Here is a 20,869-nt window from a genome sequence, read left to right as displayed (position 1 = left end):
CCGGAAACAAGTGAGCGTTTCCGGATTCTTACACAGCCACTGGATCGGTCAACTGATCCTTAACTGATCGGCATTACGCCGTTATGTGCCATTTTTTTAGTGCAGAAACGGAGTTTTCGGAAAAAGAAAAGGCGGCATTGCTGCCGCCTTAATTTTAACTCGCCTGGGAAGGCGCTTCGTCTCTTCCTAGAAGCGTTTCAGGGAGTTGCGGCGCAAATCCTCGCAGGCCGACGACGTGAACATGTTCGGTATTCTGGAAGACTTTACGTACCAGTTTATAGGTGGTGCCTTTTTCCGGACTGATATTTTCCGGCGCTGCGATGATGAGCTGCATTTGCAAACGTTCACACAATTCAAACAGCGTGGCGATAGAACGAGCATCCAGTCGCGCTGCTTCATCGAGGAACAGCAGGCGGCAAGGAGAGATATCTTTACCGCGCAGGCGGCGAGATTCATCTTCCCAGCTTTGTACCACCATCACCAGAATCGACATACCGGTACCAATCGCCTCACCGGTCGACAATGCACCAGACTCTGCGCGCAACCAACCATCGGAACCACGGTTAACCTCAACTTCCATTTCCAGATAGTTGCGGTAATCCAGCAGTTCTTCGCCAATGGTCTGCGGCGTGCGCTGCCCCATATCAATCTGCGGATTAAGACGCTGATACAATTTCGCCAACGCTTCCGAGAAGGTCAGACGGTTGCTGTTAAACAGATCCTGATGCTGCTCGTGCTGTTCAGAGAGCACATCCAGCAGCATGGCGTGCGTTTCACGCACGTTCACGTTGAGACGCACGCTGTTCACCTGACCAAACGATACGTTCTGCAACCCCTGGTTGAGCATACGGATACGGTTCTGCTCGCGCTGAATGGTTTTGCGAATGATGTTCGCCACGCTGCGGGAACTGATCGCCAGTTTCTGTTCACGGGAGGTTAATTCTTCGGTCAGACGGCTAAGTTCAATCTCCATCTGTTCGATAGCTTCCACCGGATCATCGGTACGAATAATATCCTGACGAATACGTTCACGCAGATGCTGATAAACCGCCACGAAGAACTGAATTTTACGCTCCGGACGTTTCGGATCTTCCGACATGCGCAGCACGTCGCGCAGATGTTCGTTATCCGCCACCGCCAGACGCAGCGCACCTAACGCCTTATCCGACATGGAACGCAAATCATCAGCGGAGAGATAAGCCAGCTCACGACGGTGTAAGCGGCGCTCAACGCCGTTATCTTTCACCATGCGCATCACCGCACACCAGCCCGCTTTGGCGGTCACTACCTGCTCGCGCATCTCAAAGTAATCCCGCTCCAGCTTGCGCAGTTTGCGGGTCAGGTTGTCCATCTCCGCTTCGCAGAAGGTAAGCGCTTTTTCCAGTTGATTGCGGCGTGAACGGTTATTGCTCAGTTGCGCATGCAGCTCGTCACGGCGAATACGCGCCCGCTCTTCTGCCCCGCTATCAGCACGCACGCCGATATCCTGCAATTCACGTTGCAGATCGTTGAGTAGCTCTTTTTTGGTGTCGTAAGAACTTTTCAGCGAAGCCAGCACCTGGTTGTACTGACTCAACTGCGCTGCGTGACCGCGCAACGCTTCGCGAGCGCGGGTACGCTCCGCTTCCGCCTGTTCCAGACGTTCACGCAGTTTTTCGTTGAGATCGCTGTTACCGCTAAGCATTTCTGCCGAGTCAGAATAGCTAAAGTGCGCACGACGCTGCACCACTTCCGTCAGGGCAAACGCTTGCTGACGGGCATCGCGCTGCATCTGCTGAGAGTACGCGTAATCTTCTTTTAACTGTTCGAACTGTTCCGGGTCGCTCTGCAATACCGAAACGATCGGTTCCAGTTTCGCCAGTTGATTGCCAAACTGCTGAACAAAACGCGCGGCTTCCTGGGCTTCATCCAGACGTTCGCGGATTTCATCGACGCGATCCGCCAGGCTGTCATCAGCCAACAGGTTGAGACGCGGCAGAATGCGGTTCAGCGCCGTAACGCCTTCTTTCGCCTGCTCAAACTGAATACGCTGCTGCTGGTTATCATTTTCATGATTACTCAACGCCCGCTCCAGTTCGACTCGACGGCTGTTCAGTTGACGGATTTCTGCTTCCGGGTCAGACTCAAACGCCACCGCCAGATGACTGCCGATAAAGCGGCTGAACGCCTGATGCAGACGCTGGGTTTTCTGTACATCAAAGGAGAGCGTGGCGAAGCGTTCGGAAAGCACTTCACGCTCGGCATGGAGGCTTTCAATACGGCTTTCACGCGCAGCACGACCAAACAGCGGCACTTCCGGGAAACGTGAATAACGCCACTGTCGATCGGCGATTTTCACCACCACCGCTTTTTCCAGCTCATCAACGCTGAACACGCTATCATCGAATGACTGCGGATCCCCTTCGATCAAATAGAGATCTTCCGGGCAATCGGTCAAGCCTTCCAGGTGTTCGGTTACCTGTGACAGATCTGGCACCACGATGGCGTGGCGTGACGGGCCATACAGAGCCGAGAAGTACGGCGCATCTTCCAGGCTAACGTCGTCATAAATTTCTGACAGCAGCACACCACCAAAACGCTCCGCCAGCGCGTTCAGACGCTGATCTTCAGAGCCGCCAGGCTGGCTTAAACGTTCGATCTCTTCATCGACGGCGTTTTTGCGCGCGCCTACTTCATCGCGTTCAACAATCGCCTCGCGCTCACGCTCCAGCAACTGTTGCAGATATTCAGTGACGTCCTGGCTGGAGGAGAACTCTTCGCCGCACTGTTCACTCAACTGGTTGAGACTGTTTTGCGCTGCCAGCCAAACCGGTGCACGCTGCATCAAACTCTGAATGCGAGACTGCAGCTGTTCCTGTTCCTGCCGCAGTGCCATCCGCTCTTCACGGGCGTTAGATACGCTATCGGAAAGAGAGGCAATGCGTGCTTCCAGCTCCTGATGCAGAGCTTCCAGTTCATCAATATCAAAATTCTTGCCCTGACGTTTGCAGAAATCTGCCAGCAGACGCTCAGCTTCTTGCTGCTCACGCAGACGCTGTTCCAGTTCGCTTAAGCGCATCCGCAACGGCTGAACCTGCTCTGCCAGGTGACGCTGATCAACCCCTTCGCGCAATAGTTCGCGAGCGACATCCCACGCCTCGTTACGCGCCAGCGGACCGTTGATTGCCACCACCAGCTGATAAGCCTGCTCAAACTGGCTGTGCGCGGTTTGCGCCATGCTCATTTTCTGCTCAAGAGAGAGCATTTTTTCAGTCGCTTCCAGCTCTTTCGCCTGGAAGGTTTCCAGCCATTCGGCGGCGCTGTCGGCGGTTAAGTCCGGCAGATGGCACAGTTCTTTGGCACGATTAAGCGCAGCAATCGCCTGGTTATACTGGATCGCGCGCGTTTGCTGGACGTCCAGCGCCTGCTGGTAGTCAGCAAGCTGGCTTTTCAGCTCGTCCACTTCCAGTTCGGCAGCTTCCGCGCGAGCCTCATTCTCTTCCTGGCGTTCGATGGCTTCTGCCACCACTTCATTTTGCTCTTCCAGACGGATCTGCAGCTCATCGAGATCCACTTCGTAGCGTTCGATCTTCTCCTGCTGACGCAATGCGGTTTGCACCAGGTTCAGGTGATCGCTGGCCGCCTGATAATCCGCTTCCAGATCACCTTCGGCACCGTTGTGCTCTGCCAGCTCACGCGCCATATCGACGTGTTTGTACTGCTCAGCCGCCAGTTGCTGACGCGAAGTATGTAGCTCGCGACGAAACTCCAGGGCTTTGTCGAGATGGACACGGCGCTCGTTGGCGTGACGCATGTAGTCCGCCGCCACGTAGTTGGTAGCTTCGCTGATCAGATGCTTAAACAGGTCACGGTCCGACTGGGTGACACGAATCGCTTCCAGCGTCATGCGGTTTTCACGCAGCGCCGCTTCCATGTCCTGGAACGCTTTACGCACGCCGCTGTTTTCCGGCAACAGGTAGTCGCGCAGAGAACGGGTAATGGCACTGGAGATCCCGCCATACAGCGAAGCTTCGATCAGACGATAGAATTTGCTACGGTCAGATGCGGAGCGCAGACGACGCGCGATGATGCCCAGATCGAACATCAGCGAGTGGTAATCGGTAATGGAGTTGAACTGTTTAAACTGCACGCCTTCCATCGCCTCGAGCTTGTCTTTCAGCTCGTTAAGCGGCAGCACGCGCGCCTGGCGTTCGTTCAGGGTTTCGGTCACCAGCTGTGTCGGCTGCACCGACATCGGCAGTCCCTGAATGGCAAATGGTTTGATATCCACTTTACGATCGCGTCCGGCAACCTGTTGCAGACGCACACCGACCACCACGCGCTGGTGGCGCGAGTTAATGGTGTCGAGCATCGAATAACAGACACCCGCTTTCAGCTTACCGTGCAGACCTTTATCGCGCGAACCGCTGGTGGCCCCGGCTTCCGTAGTGTTACGGAAATGCAGCAGGGTCAGGTCGGGGATCAGCGCCGTAACGAACGCCGCCATCGTGGTGGATTTACCCGCCCCGTTACCGCCGGAAAGCGTCGTGACCAGCTCGTCAAGGTCAAAAGTTCGGGCAAAAAAGCCGTTCCAGTTAATCAGCGTCAGTGAGCGAAATTTACCGCGTTCAATCATTATTCTTCCTCTCCGCTATCTGGCTGACTCTCTTCGGTTTCATCGTTGAGTTGCAGATGATTTTCAATCGGCATTGCTTCGCCATCACGAATCAGGCGACGCTGTGCTTCACGGGGATCGTCGCCAGCACGCACATCGGCTCCGAAGCGGAACACCGATTCGGTAATGCGGAACTTGCTGCTGTCGTGGCCCATAAACCACACCATGCCTAAACGACGCAGACGGTTGAGCGAAGAACGTACTTTCTCCTGCAACTTCTGACGGTCAACGTCTGAACCGGTTGAACGGTTGTTCACCAGTTTCAGCAGTTTCGCTTCATCGGCCAGGGTGAGCAGTTCGTCGTACAGTTCCTGCTGGGTGAAAATCCCCTCATTCGCCAGCCGTTCCGGGCTGAGATAGAGATAACAGAGGATTTTCCCGACCATCATATCCAGTTCCGACAAGACGGAACGCGGGATAAGAGTGGTGGAACGTGGGCGTAAATAGAAGAACCCTTCCGGTGCGCGAATAAGCTCAACGTTATAACGCGCGTAAAACTCTTCCAGATATTCCTGAAAATCCATCAGGAATGCATGATTATCCAGTTCGTCGAGGCCAATATGGCGGCCTGAACGTAAGGCGCTGTCCAGCGCCGGAAATAACGGATTCGCCAGCGCCTGCGCCAGCTTAACCGGCATCACTTGTTCAATATTTGTCGATGACATGCGCCTGTACCTTGGCTCCGTAATCATTAATCGGCTGCCATTTCGCTGGCAGTCCGGTGAAATCTGCTTGCGCTACGCCAAGACGTACCGCCTGATCAATAACAATACGCGCAACGTCAAAGTGACGTGCACGCGGATACTGTGACAGATATTCGCGTACCACCAGACCAAGATCCAGCGGCACTTGTCTGGTTTTGTACACGGCAAGTTGTTCTTCGATGATCGCCGCCAGCTGTTCGCGGATCTCGTTAAACTCTTCGTATTCCAGATCCTCAGGAAGTTCCCCAGTCACTTCTTCATCGCGCAGTGCCATCTCTTCGTCACGCATATCCAGCAGACGATCGGCATTGGCATAAGTTAGCGCCCACGGCTCATCAAAATAGGTTTGTACCGACTGACGTAACCGCTGAGCAAAGACGCGGTTTTTATCCATATCGATCGCGGTACGAATAAATTTGTGTACGTGGCGGTCGTAGCCAATCCACAAGTCGATGGATTGCTGGCCCCAACTGATAATACGATCGAGTTTGCTCTGCAGATCGAACACCAGACGATCGACGAAATGCAGATCGTCATGGGTCATCGTCGCATCCTGAATGCGCAACAGATTAGCCTGCAATTTGTCGCCTGCCGCTTCCAGCGTATCCTGCAATTCACGCAGCGTTCCGGAAGTTTCCGAAAGCAACAATTCACAGCTGGAAATCGCCGCCCGCCAGTCTTTGTTCAGCAACTGGGCGATATCGTCCTTCACCTGCTGCTGCTGTTCGTCCATCAGACGTTGCGTCAGGTCGATACTGTCGAAAATTTCTGCTACCGAATATTTCAGTGGCGCATAGACATTACGGTGCCAGTGAAATTCATCACCGCCCTCTTCGGCGGCATCTGCTGCGCGTTTGAGCTCACCCGCCACAATCGACAACTGCATAGAAAGACGCAGCGTAGAAAACTCGCGCTGACGGATGTAGTAGTCAGTAATGCCGATGCCGAGCGGCGTCAGACGGTAAATTGCGTTCCCTTCCGCCTGCTCGCTGGTAAAGCGGTTCAGCAGACGTTGACGCACCATGTCGTTGATCGCGTTATTGGCGCGCACGCCGATGGTTTCGCTGGTTTTCTCAAACGCATCACTCACATGGCGGAATGCATCCACCAGCTCGCCTTCACTCATCTCACCATCCAGACGCTCGCCGTTCAGCGTGGCAACCGCCAGCAGAAAAGAGAGTCGGTCTACCGGCAGCGAGATGGAGAAGTCATTTTTTCTGGCCCAGGCAACCAGTTCGGGGACTGTCTGGGAAAATTCACTCATACTTTATCCTTGCTCTGCGGTTTGCGCGCGGTGACATGAATATAACGCCCTAGGGTAATATACGGTTCCTGACGGCAATAACGCGTTTCTAATTCAAGTAATGCTTCATAGCAGTCGCGCTGCTGGTACTTCTCGCGCAGATAATCATGAAACACGCGAACGCCTGTCTTACCCATAATTTGCCAACCAGCTTCTTCCAGCCACAGATAAACCTGCGCCGGGTCGCGTGGATAATCTGGCGAAAGCGTCCGTTTTTTCTTTTTCGGCATTCCCGCCTGCACGTAATCAAAATTCCCGGCGACCATGTTATGCATCAACAAACCATGCGCATTGTAGAACATTAACGACAACACTCCGCCTGGACGCAACACTGACCACAGGGTCTGCAATACACTGCGGGGATCGGCCACCCACTCGAGCACCGCATGGAACAATATCAGATCAACGGGCGTTTCCAAATGCGAAGCAACATCCTGAGCGGCGCAATGTATAAATTGCATGTTGTCGCTCACACCTTTTGCTTCTGCCGCCTGTTTTGCGCGGTCGATCATCTGCGCAGAAAGATCGCATAAAATAACCTGATGCCCGCGCTCGGCCATTTTGATTGCGGTCTGCCCTTCTCCGCCGCCAGCATCCAGCACACGCAGTTTTTGCGGGCCCATTTCCGCCAGCACGCGATCGAGATCCTGCCACAGAATAGCCTGTCGAAGCTGCCCTTTGGTGGTGCCGTAAATGTTACGGGAAAACTTTTCCGCAATATCATCAAAATTGCGATCCTGCATTGCTTTCTCCACCGGTTGGCTAAGACGTTTTCTGATAAAGACGCTATTTTGTCACAGCCACGGCGAGAATGAACCCGTCTGGTGTAATATCGCTAGCGATCCCTTGCTATATGGTTAAAAAAGGAACCAGAAAGGATGCTTTTTACACTGAAAAAAGTGATTGGCAATATGTTGCTGCCACTTCCGCTGATGTTGTTAATTATTGGCGCTGGCCTGGCGCTGCTGTGGTTTAGCCGTTTTCAAAAAACCGGGAAGATTTTTATTAGCATTGGGTGGCTGGCACTCTTGTTATTGAGTTTGCAACCGGTAGCCGACCGCCTGCTGCGTCCCATCGAAAGCACCTATCCGACATGGAATAATTCGCAAAAAGTGGACTATATCGTGGTGCTCGGAGGTGGTTATACCTGGAACCCGCAGTGGGCACCGAGCTCTAATTTAATCAATAACAGTCTGCCACGCCTGAATGAGGGTATCCGTTTATGGCGCGAAAATCCGGGTTCAAAACTGATCTTCACGGGAGGCGTAGCAAAAACCAATACGGTGAGTACAGCGGAAGTAGGTGCCAGAGTTGCGCAATCGCTGGGCGTACCGCGCGAGCAAATTATCACCCTGGATTTGCCAAAAGATACCGAAGAAGAAGCTGCGGCAGTGAAACAGGCGATTGGTGACGCCCCTTTCCTGCTGGTGACCTCCGCATCACATCTGCCGCGGGCGATGATCTTTTTTCAGCAGGAAGGGTTAAATCCGCTACCAGCCCCGGCGAATCAGTTGGCCATCGACTCGCCGCTTAATCCGTGGGAACGGGCAATCCCTTCTCCGGTCTGGCTGATGCATAGCGATCGTGTTGGCTATGAAACGCTTGGCCGCATCTGGCAGTGGCTGAAAGGTCCGTCAGGCGAGCCACGGCAAGAGTGATTTTGATGCCAGATCGAAGTTGCGCCGACTAAATCGTCCGGTATTAACCAGTTGCGCAACTTCATCCCATAACACATACAACCAACGCCGCCAGATGAACGACTCCGCCACTGGCGCGCGTTGCAGGTAACTCCAGAGCAAATCTTCCGCCAGAGAATTATCCATTAGTCGGAACAGTTCGTATTCTCGCGGTGCCCAAAGCATTAGTCCCGGCCCGACCATCGCCAGTAACTGATCGCTGCGCGAATCTTTCAGCATGCTGCGTAAACAGAAGTTACCGTGAATCAACACACAATTGTCGTTAAAGCCTTCAAATAATGCCGGGAGACATTCGCGAGTGCGAAACAGGATCCGCTTATCCTGCATCGTCAGACCGGTGTTATTGAACTGATTGAGCGTGGTCCATAGCACTTCAACATGTTGCCGGTACCATGAGGGCCAGAAATTTTCCTGAGTATTGTCGACCGCGCCGACGCAACCGCGACTGTCCTGACGGTGCCAGGCCAGTAAGGCTTCAACGATTTGGTCTTTGAGCTGTTCCCAGCGTTCTGGTGTTCGGGCTGGTGCCTCCACCGAAACACCACGCATCCGCTCCAGTAGCAGGACATCAGGGCCGGGGTGTTCTTCATGCGTCATCACACCATAAATAGTCGGCATACGGACAGTCCCACTTCTTGCCAGCATGGTGGTTTTCCATGCCAGTTGTCGGGCTTTTCCGGGCGTACTAAAGCTTCTTGCCATTAACGGCATTGGGTTTCCCTGGCTGTCATACAAAGCCCACAACGCCGTATCCGCTTTTTCATTGACGCACTCAATACGACTGAGTTTTTCGCCCAGTAAATGGCTTAATTCGGCACGCAGCTGTTCCATTCAGATTACCCTCATAAAAGCTACTGCTTTCATAATGAGCGCCAATATAAAAGATGTCACCTGAATGAGATCAATTGTTGAAAAGAAAAATTGAGGAAAATCGTAACGGTACGACACTCCTCCCAAAATTGGCTGAAGTGTCGTGAAGTGAAATTAGCGCATTTCAGCGCGAACGCGCTCAAGATCTTCAGGGGTATCCACACCTGTGCCAGGAACTTCCTGAGCAACAGCAACATGGATTTTTTCGCCGTACCACAGAACACGAAGCTGCTCTAACATTTCGATGTGTTCTAACGGACTTGCCTGCCAGTTGACGTAACGACGGATAAAGCCTGCACGGTAGCCATAAATACCAAGATGACGCAGGAAGTTATCGCCAACGGTTTCAAGGCCTTCTGCAAAACGATCACGATCCCAAGGAATGGTGGCACGTGAGAAGTACAGTGCATACCCTTCAGCGTCGAGAACCACTTTCACCGCATTCGGGTTAAACGCTTCTTCCGCATTGTGGATTGGCACCGCCAGAGTCGCCATACCCACCTGACGCTGAGCGAGGTTATCAGCAACCTGACGAATGATTGTCGCAGGGATCATCGGTTCATCACCCTGCACATTAACGATCACCGTGTCGTCGCTGAATGCGCATTTTTCGACAACTTCCGCCAGACGTTCTGTTCCTGACTGATGATCGGCGCGCGTCATACATACTTCACCGCCAGCGGCTTCAACGGCGCGGGCAACATCATCATGATCGGTTGCCACGATGATGCGCTCGGCACCTGATTCACGCGCGCGTTCAAGAACATGAACAATCATGGGTTTGCCGTTAATATCAACCAATGGTTTACCGGGCAGACGCGTGGACGCGTAGCGCGCGGGAATAATGACCACAAAACTCATGATTTACTCTCATCAGCAGTCAGCACGCGGGCTTCCGTTTCCAGCAACACTGGAATGCCATCGCGGAGCGGGAAAGCCAGGTTATCCAGTTTGCAAATAAGCTCTTGTTTTTCCTGGTTATACCAAAGTTTTCCGTTGCAAACCGGGCAGGCAATGATTTCAAGCAAACGATGATCCATAGTTCCTCCAGATGGATCGGGTTATGAATGCATAAATCTTATCATAATCATTTATGCGACGGGGTCTATTTCCCAGCCAGTGCGGCAATCAGTAAAGAGACCTTGCGGGCAGCGTCCTAATGTCACCCGCGTTGCCTGCTGCCAGCTCGCGAAATCAGTAATCGCCTGACGTAACCCTTTTTGCAGCATTGTCGTTGGTTTAATGCCTTCCTGTAACCACAGAGAGATAACTTCAAGGATGCCTGTCTGGCGATGCATTTTGGCATCCATTCGCCCAACTAATTGCCCACGATGTAATAATGGCAGAACAAAATAGCCATACTGGCGTTTCGGCGCTGGGGTATAGCACTCCAGCCGGTAGCTAAAATCAAAAAGCTGCTCTGCGCGTTTGCGATCCCAGACAACAGGATCAAAAGGCGAAAGTACCGCGCTGTGCGTTGCAGTGAGCTTTCCGGCCAGCGCACGCTCGAGTAGCGGCAGCAAATCAGCATGCAGCCAAAGATTGCCCAATTTTTCAACATGCACAGCAATGATTTGCTGCTGTTCAGCCCTCGCTTCGCGCCACGCCGCCAGTGCCGGACGTTTCAGCCGATAGTAATCTGCCAGCCACTGTTCGCGGAATATTCCCAGGCTACGCGCACTGTTATCCAGCATGATGATTTCTGCTTCTGTTTGCGAAACGAGATCGCGCTCATCATCCCAGTCAGGCATGACACGGTGGGTTAAATCATAAACGCGCTGGAAGTTGCGCCGTTCAATCACCATCACCTTTCCGGCAGTAAATAAACCTTCCAGATGCCGTTTATGCGGCTTCCATTCCCACCAGCCGCTTGCACCTTTACGAGGATGCTCAAAATCGGCTGAACGTACCGGCCCTTTATCATGAATATGCTGAATTAACTGTGCAATTTCCGCCTCATGTTCCTGCATCCAGGCGTCTTTGTATTTCCAGCCCATTTTTTCAGGTGCCAGCATGCGGTGGCGAATAAGACGAAAGTCGCTACGCGGCATAAAGCAGGCTTCATGCGCCCAGTATTCCATTAATTCGCCACGCGCCAGAGACTCATCCAGCCACTGGGCAGGATAATTTCCCAGACGACTGAAAAGCACCAGATATGGACTACGGGCAACAATATTGATGGTATCGATTTGCAGCAAGGACATGCGGGAGATCGTTGCCGGAATATCCTCCAACGACGCTCGACGGCGGGGTTTGTTTAACAGGCCTTGTGCGGCAAGGTGAAGATTACGCGCATCAGCAAGGGAGAGGTGCGGCAGCGACATTCATGACTCCATCAATCGAACGCTGCCGCGGCGTAACTAGTTGCCAGAAGCCAGCGAGGTTAGTTGCGTAAGCAGTTTCGCTGGTTCATCACCTGAAAGCTGTGCGTCTACAGGCAAATACCACCAATTTTCTTCTGCAAAGGCCCGGCATTTCACCGCATCTTTTTCAGTCATTACCAGCGTTTGCCCGGCGCTTACCAACGCACTGACATCCTCATGGTTCAAAGACTGATGATCGGCCAGCGGTACACATTTTTCCGGTTGTACGCCACACATCTTCAGCGTGGCAAAAAAGCGCGGCGGATGCCCAATCCCCGCCATCGCCACTACATGTTCAAGCTGAGCAACGTCACAACGCGTACCGGTACGTAAATTCACCGCCTGACCCGGCAGCAGATGCATGGGGATTTCACCGCTGCGAGGGACACCGCCGTTGACGATTACCGCATCAACCGACTTTAAGCGCCCCGCTCGCTCACGCATTGGCCCCGCCGGCAACCACCAGCCATTGCCAAAGCGACGCACACCATCAATAACGACAATTTCCACATCACGCGCCAGACGGTAATGCTGTAAACCGTCGTCGGTTACGATGATCTGCACATCAGGGTGTTGCGCCAGAATGGCTTTTACCGCATCAGAACGAACGGGAGAAACCGCAACAGGCGCATCAGTGCGTTGATAAATCAACACAGGTTCATCACCCGCCTGTGCTGTGGTGGTATCTGCCGACAATAACAGCGGATAAGATTCAGCCTTACCACCATATCCCCGCGATACGACCCCCACGCGAATACCGCGCTGTTGCAACTGTTCCACCAGCCAGACAACGACCGGGGTTTTTCCGTTGCCGCCTGCGGTGAGATTACCAACCACGACAACCGGTACGGGGGCACGCCAGGCGCGCTTCAGTTTTAGTTTATAGCAAAGACGGATCGCGCCACTCACCAGGCCATACAACCAGGAGAGTGGCAGCAATAGCCGCCACAAAGGGGATTCACCAGACCAGATTTTTTCGATCATTGGCCAAACTGCATTTTGTGAAGTTGCGCGTAAACGCCGCGGTGCTCAAGCAAATCGTTATGCGTACCGCGTTCCACAATGACACCATCCTCGACGACCACGATTTCGTCTGCCTTTTCAATGGTAGACAAGCGGTGGGCAATCACCAGAGAGGTACGGTTTTTCTGCAACTCATCCAGTGCCGCCTGAATCGCACGTTCGGATTCGGTATCCAGAGCCGAGGTAGCTTCATCCAGAATCAGAATCGGGCTATCACGCAGCAAGGCTCGAGCGATAGCAATACGCTGACGCTGACCGCCAGAGAGCAGCACGCCGTTTTCACCAATCACTGTATCGAGACCGTTATCCATCTTATTGATGAAGTCCATGGCGTAGGCCATCCGCGCCGCTTCTTCAATTTGCTCACGGCTGTACTGTTCAGTCCGTGCGTAAGCAATGTTGTTAGCAACCGTATCGTTAAACAGATGGACATTCTGCGACACCAGAGCAACCTGGTTACGTAACGACGCCAGGGTATACTCGCGCAGATCGTGACCATCCATCAGGATTTCGCCTTCATCAATATCGTAAAAACGCGTGATCAGGCTGGCGATGGTTGATTTACCTGAACCAGAGCGTCCAACCAGAGCAACCGTCTTCCCTGCCGGAATTTTCAGGTTGATGTTACGCAATGCGGGTACGTCACGTCCCGGATAAGTAAAGGTGACATTGCGGAATTCCACGTCGCCAGTCGCACGCTCGATCACGCGCTTACCTTCGTCTTTCTCCTGCTCACTGTCCAGAATGGTAAACAGCGTCTGACAAGCCGCCATACCGCGCTGGAACTGGGCGTTAACGTTGGTCAGCGATTTCAGCGGACGCATCAGTGCAATCATTGAAGAGAAAACAACGGTAATCGTACCGGCAGTCAGGTTATCCATAACACTTGGGAAGCTCGCCGCATACAGAACAAACGCCAGCGCCAAAGAGGCGATCAGCTGAATGATCGGATCAGAGATGGAAGAGGCTGAAACCATTTTCATCCCCTGAAGACGCATTCGGTTACTGACTTTATCGAAGCGTTTCGTTTCCACTTCCTGACCACCGAAAATCAATACTTCTTTGTGGCCCTTCAGCATTTGTTCTGCACTGGTGGTCACTTGCCCCATGGTGTTCTGCATGTTTTTACTGATGTTGCGAAAACGCTTCGATACTACGCGAATCGCAATCGAAACAATCGGTGCCAGCACAATCAAAATGATCGACAGTTGCCAACTGTAATAGAACATCATGATGAACAGGCCGATGATCGACGCACCTTCACGCACAACAGTAATCAGTGCGCCGGAAGAAGAAGAAGCAACCTGTTCGGAATCGTAGGTGATACGTGACAACAGCGTACCCGTTGACTGTTTGTCAAAGAATGAAACTGGCATTCCCATCATGTGACCAAACAGGCGGCGACGCATGGTCATTACCACCTTTCCTGATACCCAGGAGATACAGTAGCTGGAGACATAGCTGGTGATACCACGTAAAATCATCAGTCCGATCACCACCAGCGGCATCCACACCAGCACGGAGCGATCTGTTTTACCAAAGCCATCATCAAGAAGTGGCTTAAGGAGCGATAACATGAAGGTATCGCTGGCTGCGTTGAGGATTAACGCTACGCCCGCCACGATCAGACCCGCTTTGAAAGGCGCAATGGTTGGCCACAGTCGGCGGAATGTCTGCCACGTAGAGAGATCTTTGTCGTTATGCATTCAAAAAACCAGCATTTGTTGAAATAGCCGCATATTCTACCCGTTATCCACTGGCACGCCAAACCACTGATGATACCAACGAGGTAAAATTTGCTCTCTGAGGCTGCTAATCCGCCAGCCTTGTGCTGAAAAATTGACCGTCACTTGCCCCTGATGTGGAGTATCAAGCCATTGATATCCTTTCTGTTGATAGCGATGCTTAACTTTGTTAGAGGGCAATCGCCATGCGTTATAGCGCGATGCCGATGCGAGTGCCACTTTTCCATTCACTCGCTGAATTAATGGCAACGATGATGAGGTATTACTGCCATGGTGAGGTACCTGAAGCAATGTTGCCTGCACTTGCTGCCAGTAACGGCTTAGCATCTTTTGTTCAGCTGGGGCTTCAATATCACCGGTTAGAAGAATGCTATTCGTCCCGTCATCAACCTTAACCACACAGGAATGGTTATTTCCCTTATCGTTGCTACCTTGTAAAGGCCAGTGCGCGCTGAAACGCAATCCTTGCCACTGCCACGCTTCGCCACGCACACAGGGCTGATGATGTTCCCAGTTTAACGGACTTCTGATCCATAACATCGGCCATATATGCAATATTGAATCCAGCCCTCCCCGGTGATCCAGATGTTCATGGCTCAGAATAACGCCTTCCGGTTCAAGATTATGCCAGTGGAGCCAGGGGATAATCAGTTGTTGCCCACTATCCCCTTCAGGCCAGTCCTGTGTCATAGAGAATCGCTTTGCCGTTTCTGGCTATCACCATTGCCAGCCCTTGCCCGACATCAAGCATGTACAGCTGCCACTCGTCAGGTCGAGGTTTTTGCCACAGCGGCCAGCACATCAGCAAGCCTCCAGCCACACACATTGCTGGCAACGTTCGCCAGGCGTTTAATCGCCATACCACCAGTAAGAACCATGGGGAAAATGATAGCCATTGCCAACATTCAACAATGTTGATCCACCCTTCCGGCAAACTCTTTAACCCCCAGAAAAGTAAAGCCAAAGACCGGTCGGCAAGAAACCATAACCCCTGTTCCAGGATTAACGGCCCGCTAAAATGCACAACCATCGCGGCGAGGATCAACGGAACCGTGATAAATGTCACCAAGGGAATTGCAAATAGATTTGCAATAAACGAGGTCAGACTAATGCCATGAAATATGACGATTTGCATGGGCATAAGCAGGAGTGTGATTCCCAGTTGCAGATGGATGAGGGAAACAACTGCACGCAATACCGGCGGCAGTTGCCACTCAGGACAGGGAAACCACTGATACCAAAAAATCAGTGCCGCGACCGCAGCGGCAGAGAGCCATAAACTTTGCGAGAGAATGGCAACAGGATCCATCAGCAAAATTGCCGCCAGACAACATATCCATACATCCCAGCCACTCCACTGTCGCCCACTTAACTTAAGCATTCCCCACGTAGCAAGCGCCACCACGGTACGCAATGCAGGAGGTTGCATTCCCGTCAACCAGGCATAAAAAGCAGCACAGCAGATTCCGCCAATTAATGGTATTTGCCAGTGGATCCAGCGCCCAGGCAGAAAAATTTGTCCACTGCGAATGAGTCCGGCAGCCAGCAACGCCGCAAAAGCGATGTGCAATCCCGATATCGCCATTAAATGCGCCGTTCCAGTATCGCGCATGATATTTTTGATTTCTTTGGGGACGGATAACCGTTCCCCCATACCTAAACCAAGAATAACCGCATTCCACGGATAGGGTTGCAGCGTTGTTTGTAGTGACGCCAGATACTGTGCACGCAGGCTACAATTCGGTTCAATGACACTTGCCTGCAGAAAACGGCCGGTGAGCGGCTGATGCTGGGCAATGGCATAACGCTGGCTATCAAAGCCGCCATCATTAAGTTGGCCATGAACTGCACGAACTTTGAGTTTCATTGACCATTGTTGTCCAGCACAAACCGCTTGCGGAAGTTATTCGCCATACAGCACAAGGCCTGGCGCAGGGAATATACGTCGACCTTGTAGATAAGTAATTTGACCGTAATGAGTGGTCATGCCGTCAGTTGCAGTGATCTCAACAATTGCATCCTGCGTCGCGCCAGTTAAGGTTTCTCCTGCCCACAAAATTTGCTTTGCTGATAATATGCCCCAAACGAAAAACAGCAACGTCAGCGCGATATAACGGACGGTTTTAACAGGGATAAATGCCAGTACGCAGGCGAAGAGAGTCAGAAACGCAAGGGTTAATGTCCTAGGCAATTGGGGCAAAATCAGCAACGGAAAAATTCCGCAAATTATGCATACGCCGACTGTCGTTATTTTCATGCACCCCTCCCTGTTTATGGAAAGTGTGCAACTTTGTTGAGCGGTTGTCTGGTGGGAATTTTGCGTTCCCCGAGGCACATTCAGAAGAATTTAACGAAAGGGTGAAAACTGCTCAAAACTCTGCGAGGCAGCTTCCAGTTCCTGATTAGAGAATTGAAAAAAGCACCCGACAGGTGCTTTTCTCGCGTTCAAGTTTGAGTAAAAACTTAACCGTAAATATTGGCGCGATCGCGCAGTTCTTTACCAGGTTTAAAGTGAGGAACGTATTTTCCTTCCAGTTCTACTTTATCGCCAGTCTTCGGATTACGTCCGGTACGTGGTGCGCGGTAGTGCAAAGAGAAACTGCCGAAACCGCGGATTTCAATACGCTCGCCCTGCGCAAGAGTCGAGGCCATATGCTCCAGCATCTCTTTTACTGCATCTTCAACCGTCTTGGCGGGAATGTGCGATTGCTGGGTGGCAAGTCTTTCTATCAATTCTGACTTGGTCATGATTCCTCCGGTTCCTTAAAGGCAAATTAAGCGGCTGCTGTTGCTGCATTGATTAAGGGCGGCCGTAGCCGCCCTTAGTGCTTGATTACAGGACGAAACCTGCAATCTGTCAAGTAAACTCAACAAACTTCGGAATAAAAATCCCGAAGAGTCAGAGAATTACTCGCCTTTAGCTGCTTTGAAAGCTTCAGCCATTGCGTTGTTGGAGAAGTTTGCATCTTCCTGTTTGTTAACAGTTGCGATTGCATCTTTCTCGTCAGCTTCGTCTTTCGCACGAACAGACAGGCTGATTGCGCGGTTTTTACGATCAACGCCGGTGAATTTAGCTTCAACTTCGTCGCCAACGCTCAGAACCAGGGTAGCGTCTTCAACGCGGTCACGGGATGCTTCAGAAGCACGCAGGTAACCTTCAACGCCGTCAGCCAGTTCTACGGTTGCGCCTTTAGCGTCAACTGCAGTTACTTTACCGGTTACGATAGCGCCTTTCTTGTTCAGAGCAACCCAGTTGTTGAACGGATCTTCTGCGAGCTGTTTAACGCCCAGGGAGATACGTTCACGTTCTGCGTCAACCTGCAGAACAACTGCAGCGATTTCGTCGCCTTTTTTGTATTCACGAACTGCTTCTTCGCCTGCAACGTTCCAGGAGATGTCAGACAGGTGAACCAGGCCGTCGATGCCGCCGTCCAGGCCGATGAAGATACCGAAGTCAGTGATAGACTTGATTTTACCTTCAACACGGTCGCCCTTGTTGTGGGTTTCCGCGAACTGCTGCCACGGGTTAGCTTTGCACTGTTTCAGACCCAGGGAGATACGACGACGTTCTTCGTCGATATCCAGAACCATAACTTCCACTACATCGCCAACGTTAACAACTTTGGACGGGTGGATGTTTTTGTTGGTCCAATCCATTTCGGAAACGTGTACCAGACCTTCAACGCCTTCTTCGATTTCAACGAAGCAGCCGTAGTCAGTCAGGTTGGTCACGCGACCAGTCAGTTTGGTACCTTCCGGATAACGTTTAGCGATAGCTACCCACGGATCTTCGCCCAGCTGTTTCAGGCCCAGGGATACACGGGTACGTTCGCGGTCGAACTTCAGCACTTTAACAGTGATTTCGTCGCCCACGTTGACGATTTCGCTCGGATGCTTAACGCGTTTCCAGGCCATGTCAGTGATGTGCAGCAGGCCGTCAACGCCGCCCAGATCAACGAATGCACCGTAGTCAGTGAGGTTCTTAACGATACCTTTAACTTCCATGCCTTCCTGCAGGTTTTCCAGCAGCTGATCGCGCTCTGCGCTGTTTTCGGATTCGATAACGGCACGACGAGAAACAACAACGTTGTTGCGCTTCTGATCCAGCTTGATTACTTTAAATTCAAGCTCTTTGCCTTCCAGGTGCAGAGTGTCACGCACCGGACGAACGTCTACCAGAGAACCTGGCAGGAACGCACGAATACCGTTCAGCTCAACAGTGAAGCCGCCCTTAACTTTGCCGTTGATAACACCGGTAACAGTTTCAGCATCTTCGTAAGCTTTTTCCAGCGTGATCCAGGCTTCGTGACGTTTAGCTTTCTCACGGGACAGCAGAGTTTCACCGAAGCCGTCTTCTACTGCGTCCAGAGCAACGTCAACTTCGTCACCTACCTGGATTTCCAGCTCGCCCTGGGCGTTTTTGAACTGCTCAGCCGGGATGGCGGACTCAGATTTCAGACCAGCGTCAACCAGTACTACGTCTTTGTCGATAGCAACAACAACGCCACGAACGATAGAACCCGGGCGGGTTTCGATTTCTTTTAAGGACTCTTCAAAGAGTTGAGCAAAAGATTCAGTCATGTTTAATCTTCAGGTTTATATTTAACGTCCACCTGGCTCCATGCCGGATGGGGTTGTTTAACATACCCGCTGTCATTCCATTGCAACGGGGGTACTGCAAATTCGGTCGCTTATGCGAGAGCCAATTTCTGGCGCGCGTATTGTAGCGCTTTTTCAATCAATTGCTCAATGCTTAAGGTGGTGGAATCCAACACTAAAGCATCGGCTGCCGGAACCAGTGGCGCTACCGCTCGGTTACGATCGCGGTCGTCGCGTTCTTTGATCTCGGCCAAAAGGCGCTCGAAGTTAACACTAAAGCCCTTCTCCTGCAACTGTAGCATGCGGCGATGCGCACGTTCTTCCGAGGAGGCGTCAAGGAAAATTTTCACTGGTGCATCAGGGAATACCACCGTTCCCATGTCGCGGCCATCGGCAATCAGACCTGGTAATTCGCGAAACGCGCGTTGGCGACGCAATAATGCTTCACGAACGCGTGGGAATGCCGCGACTTGTGAAGCCGCATTCGCCACTTCCTGAGTACGAATTTCGCCGCTGACATCTTCCCCTTCGAGGATCACTTCCAGATTGCCATTGGTCGACACAAAACGTACATCCAGATGGGATGCCAGCGGTACCAGCGCATCTTCCGACGCAACATCAACATGGTGATGTAATGCCGCCAATGCCAGTACGCGATAAATTGCACCCGAGTCCAGCAGATGCCATTGCAACGCTTCCGCCATAGCCTTACACAAGGTGCCTTTCCCTGCACCGCTTGGGCCATCAATGGTAATAACCGGGGCAATTGCCGTCATCTTTATCTCCTTAAAACAGGCGTACCGTTAACATAACCGCGCGCATTATACGCGCCGACGCCACAAATCGTTAACGTTGTGTGCAAAAACCAGTTTTGTCTGTATTCAGATGGGGATTTATTGCGCAATTATAGCGGGCTGGCAGAAGACCAGCCCGAAAGATGACAATGATTTACTTACCAGAGGCGATACGATCACGGATGTGTTGCGCACGCTCTGTTGATGGTGGGTGAGAGTCAAACATGGACTGGGTGCGACCGCCATCCAGGCTAGCCAGTTTTTCAAAGCTGCCAACCAGCCCCTGGGTGCTGATGCCACGTTTCTTCAACAGATCAAAAGAGAAATCATCTGCTTCGGACTCTTTATCACGGGAGTATTTAGCATTAATAGCGCCTTCTGCGATATCACCCAATTGTGAGCGGGAAAGCTGGGAAGCCACACCGCTGGTAGCTGAAATGGCATCGCGTGCGGCAACGATCGCATAAGAAGCTTTCATTTCAGCCAGCGAGTGACCCAACGCGACGTGGCCCAGTTCATGGCCCAGAACACCTTCAATTTCGTTGTCATTCATCATGTCCATCAGGCCACTGTAGACACGAACACAGCCGTTCGCCATCGCCCATGCGTTGACGTCGCTGGTCATATAAACCTTATAGTTGACCGGCGTGCCATTAATATTGTTACCCAATGCTTTGGCGATTTTTGCCAGACGTTTACCGTACTTGCTGGATTTACTTGCGACTTGATTGCCGCTGTCCATTTCGGCACAGCCCTGATTGGCAATCGCTTTTGCATCGGCATCGCTTAATGTTGCTGCTTTATAGGCATTTAAACCGGAGCTGATAGCCATATTGGTATCAATACCGTGGGTATTTTGACACCCTGTCAGTAATGCTGCAGAGGTCGCAATCGCCAGCAGTAATTTAGTATTCTTCATGTGAATCATCCGTTGATTAATCATATATAAATATTATGTATCAACAACTTACATTGACAAGCGACGCTACCATTAATCAAAATGACTCACAAGGTCCGAAAAAAAACGCCGACAATGTGCCGTAATGCCAGTCAGTTAAGCAACTGACTGGCTCTTTTTCGGGGCTGTGGGGTATTTCCAGGGCCTCTCCTTTACCAC

The 20,869-nt window shown here is 51.9% G+C and carries 16 protein-coding genes and 1 pseudogene; 1 reads left to right on the top strand and 16 read right to left on the bottom strand.

The window, feature by feature from the left end:
* Positions 1-154: 154 nt before the first annotated feature.
* The 4 genes from mukB to cmoM are packed head-to-tail and all read right to left on the bottom strand — an operon-like array spanning position 155 to position 7,404.
* On the bottom strand, positions 155-4,615 hold the full coding sequence (gene mukB / locus ABZJ92_RS14910; RefSeq protein WP_000572706.1) for a chromosome partition protein MukB: 4,461 nt from the start codon (positions 4,613-4,615) through the stop codon (positions 155-157).
* Positions 4,615-5,319 (bottom strand): chromosome partition protein MukE, encoded by a 705-nt coding sequence (gene mukE, locus ABZJ92_RS14905; RefSeq protein WP_001295931.1) that lies wholly within the window; start codon positions 5,317-5,319, stop codon positions 4,615-4,617. Before mukE ends, mukB begins: the two co-directional genes overlap by 1 nt.
* On the bottom strand, positions 5,300-6,622 hold the full coding sequence (gene mukF / locus ABZJ92_RS14900) for a chromosome partition protein MukF (protein ID WP_025745393.1): 1,323 nt from the start codon (positions 6,620-6,622) through the stop codon (positions 5,300-5,302). Before mukF ends, mukE begins: the two co-directional genes overlap by 20 nt.
* Positions 6,619-7,404, bottom strand: coding sequence for a tRNA uridine 5-oxyacetic acid(34) methyltransferase CmoM (gene cmoM, locus ABZJ92_RS14895; RefSeq protein ID WP_005047510.1), 786 nt, complete (start codon positions 7,402-7,404; stop codon positions 6,619-6,621). Before cmoM ends, mukF begins: the two co-directional genes overlap by 4 nt.
* Before the next feature lie 135 nt (positions 7,405-7,539).
* On the opposite strand from cmoM, the gene elyC reads away from it, so the two are divergent.
* Positions 7,540-8,319 carry an envelope biogenesis factor ElyC gene (gene elyC / locus ABZJ92_RS14890; protein ID WP_000899599.1) on the top strand — a complete coding sequence of 260 codons (780 nt, stop codon included), beginning with the start codon at positions 7,540-7,542 and terminating at the stop codon, positions 8,317-8,319.
* Here the strand turns inward: elyC and ABZJ92_RS14885 are convergent.
* The 12 genes and pseudogenes from ABZJ92_RS14885 to ABZJ92_RS22485 form a co-directional block, all read right to left on the bottom strand.
* Positions 8,296-9,189: a YcbJ family phosphotransferase gene (locus tag ABZJ92_RS14885; RefSeq protein WP_000436922.1), complete on the bottom strand. Its 894-nt coding sequence runs from the start codon at positions 9,187-9,189 to the stop codon at positions 8,296-8,298. The two genes, elyC and ABZJ92_RS14885, sit on opposite strands and share 24 nt — an antisense overlap.
* Positions 9,190-9,342: 153 nt before the next feature.
* Complete coding sequence (gene kdsB, locus ABZJ92_RS14880) at positions 9,343-10,089, bottom strand: 3-deoxy-manno-octulosonate cytidylyltransferase (RefSeq protein WP_000011599.1); 747 nt, start codon at positions 10,087-10,089, stop codon at positions 9,343-9,345.
* On the bottom strand, positions 10,086-10,268 hold the full coding sequence (ycaR, locus tag ABZJ92_RS14875) for a protein YcaR (protein ID WP_000350058.1): 183 nt from the start codon (positions 10,266-10,268) through the stop codon (positions 10,086-10,088). Before ycaR ends, kdsB begins: the two co-directional genes overlap by 4 nt.
* A 51-nt stretch (positions 10,269-10,319) precedes the next feature.
* On the bottom strand, positions 10,320-11,552 hold the full coding sequence (gene ycaQ, locus ABZJ92_RS14870; RefSeq protein WP_000056529.1) for a crosslink repair DNA glycosylase YcaQ: 1,233 nt from the start codon (positions 11,550-11,552) through the stop codon (positions 10,320-10,322).
* A 36-nt stretch (positions 11,553-11,588) separates the two neighbouring features.
* Positions 11,589-12,575: a tetraacyldisaccharide 4'-kinase gene (gene lpxK / locus ABZJ92_RS14865; protein ID WP_000570543.1), complete on the bottom strand. Its 987-nt coding sequence runs from the start codon at positions 12,573-12,575 to the stop codon at positions 11,589-11,591.
* Positions 12,572-14,320: a lipid A ABC transporter ATP-binding protein/permease MsbA gene (msbA, locus tag ABZJ92_RS14860; RefSeq protein ID WP_000551266.1), complete on the bottom strand. Its 1,749-nt coding sequence runs from the start codon at positions 14,318-14,320 to the stop codon at positions 12,572-12,574. The genes lpxK and msbA overlap by 4 nt, the downstream gene beginning before the upstream one ends.
* Before the next feature lie 36 nt (positions 14,321-14,356).
* Positions 14,357-16,616, bottom strand: a pseudogene (locus tag ABZJ92_RS14855) (ComEC family protein).
* 206 nt (positions 16,617-16,822) lie between these two features.
* The gene (ihfB, locus tag ABZJ92_RS14850) at positions 16,823-17,107 is read right to left on the bottom strand and encodes an integration host factor subunit beta (RefSeq protein ID WP_000167336.1); all 285 of its coding nucleotides are present in this window, start codon (positions 17,105-17,107) and stop codon (positions 16,823-16,825) included.
* 159 nt (positions 17,108-17,266) lie between these two features.
* Positions 17,267-18,940 (bottom strand): 30S ribosomal protein S1, encoded by a 1,674-nt coding sequence (gene rpsA / locus ABZJ92_RS14845; RefSeq protein ID WP_000140327.1) that lies wholly within the window; start codon positions 18,938-18,940, stop codon positions 17,267-17,269.
* A 110-nt stretch (positions 18,941-19,050) separates the two neighbouring features.
* Entirely contained in the window at positions 19,051-19,734 is a 684-nt protein-coding gene (cmk, locus tag ABZJ92_RS14840; RefSeq protein WP_000125013.1) for a (d)CMP kinase, read from the bottom strand.
* A 172-nt stretch (positions 19,735-19,906) separates the two neighbouring features.
* Positions 19,907-20,671, bottom strand: coding sequence for a metallopeptidase YcaL (gene ycaL / locus ABZJ92_RS14835; protein WP_001295345.1), 765 nt, complete (start codon positions 20,669-20,671; stop codon positions 19,907-19,909).
* A gap of 135 nt (positions 20,672-20,806) precedes the next feature.
* Positions 20,807-20,869 (bottom strand): hypothetical protein (locus tag ABZJ92_RS22485; RefSeq protein WP_369812015.1); only part of this gene is annotated, 63 nt, incomplete at its 5' end.

This window comes from Shigella sp. FJ200513 (assembly GCF_040495915.1).
GTDB lineage: Bacteria > Pseudomonadota > Gammaproteobacteria > Enterobacterales > Enterobacteriaceae > ECMA0423.
The sequence above is the reverse complement of the archived record's forward strand: the minus strand, read 5'-3'. Positions and strand labels throughout refer to the sequence as shown.

Bases quoted from the DNA above. Each gene is read 5' to 3' on its own strand.
- rpsA (WP_000140327.1), bottom strand. From the start codon at position 18,940: ATGACTGAATCTTTTGCTCAACTCTTTGAAGAGTCCTTAAAAGAAATC.
- kdsB (WP_000011599.1), bottom strand. From the start codon at position 10,089: ATGAGTTTTGTGGTCATTATTCCCGCGCGCTACGCGTCCACGCGTCTG.
- elyC (WP_000899599.1), top strand. From the start codon at position 7,540: ATGCTTTTTACACTGAAAAAAGTGATTGGCAATATGTTGCTGCCACTT.
- cmk (WP_000125013.1), bottom strand. From the start codon at position 19,734: ATGACGGCAATTGCCCCGGTTATTACCATTGATGGCCCAAGCGGTGCA.
- mukE (WP_001295931.1), bottom strand. From the start codon at position 5,319: ATGTCATCGACAAATATTGAACAAGTGATGCCGGTTAAGCTGGCGCAG.
- ycaR (WP_000350058.1), bottom strand. From the start codon at position 10,268: ATGGATCATCGTTTGCTTGAAATCATTGCCTGCCCGGTTTGCAACGGA.
- mukF (WP_025745393.1), bottom strand. From the start codon at position 6,622: ATGAGTGAATTTTCCCAGACAGTCCCCGAACTGGTTGCCTGGGCCAGA.
- ycaQ (WP_000056529.1), bottom strand. From the start codon at position 11,552: ATGTCGCTGCCGCACCTCTCCCTTGCTGATGCGCGTAATCTTCACCTT.
- lpxK (WP_000570543.1), bottom strand. From the start codon at position 12,575: ATGATCGAAAAAATCTGGTCTGGTGAATCCCCTTTGTGGCGGCTATTG.
- cmoM (WP_005047510.1), bottom strand. From the start codon at position 7,404: ATGCAGGATCGCAATTTTGATGATATTGCGGAAAAGTTTTCCCGTAAC.
- ihfB (WP_000167336.1), bottom strand. From the start codon at position 17,107: ATGACCAAGTCAGAATTGATAGAAAGACTTGCCACCCAGCAATCGCAC.
- ycaL (WP_001295345.1), bottom strand. From the start codon at position 20,671: ATGAAGAATACTAAATTACTGCTGGCGATTGCGACCTCTGCAGCATTA.
- msbA (WP_000551266.1), bottom strand. From the start codon at position 14,320: ATGCATAACGACAAAGATCTCTCTACGTGGCAGACATTCCGCCGACTG.
- mukB (WP_000572706.1), bottom strand. From the start codon at position 4,615: ATGATTGAACGCGGTAAATTTCGCTCACTGACGCTGATTAACTGGAAC.
- ABZJ92_RS14885 (WP_000436922.1), bottom strand. From the start codon at position 9,189: ATGGAACAGCTGCGTGCCGAATTAAGCCATTTACTGGGCGAAAAACTC.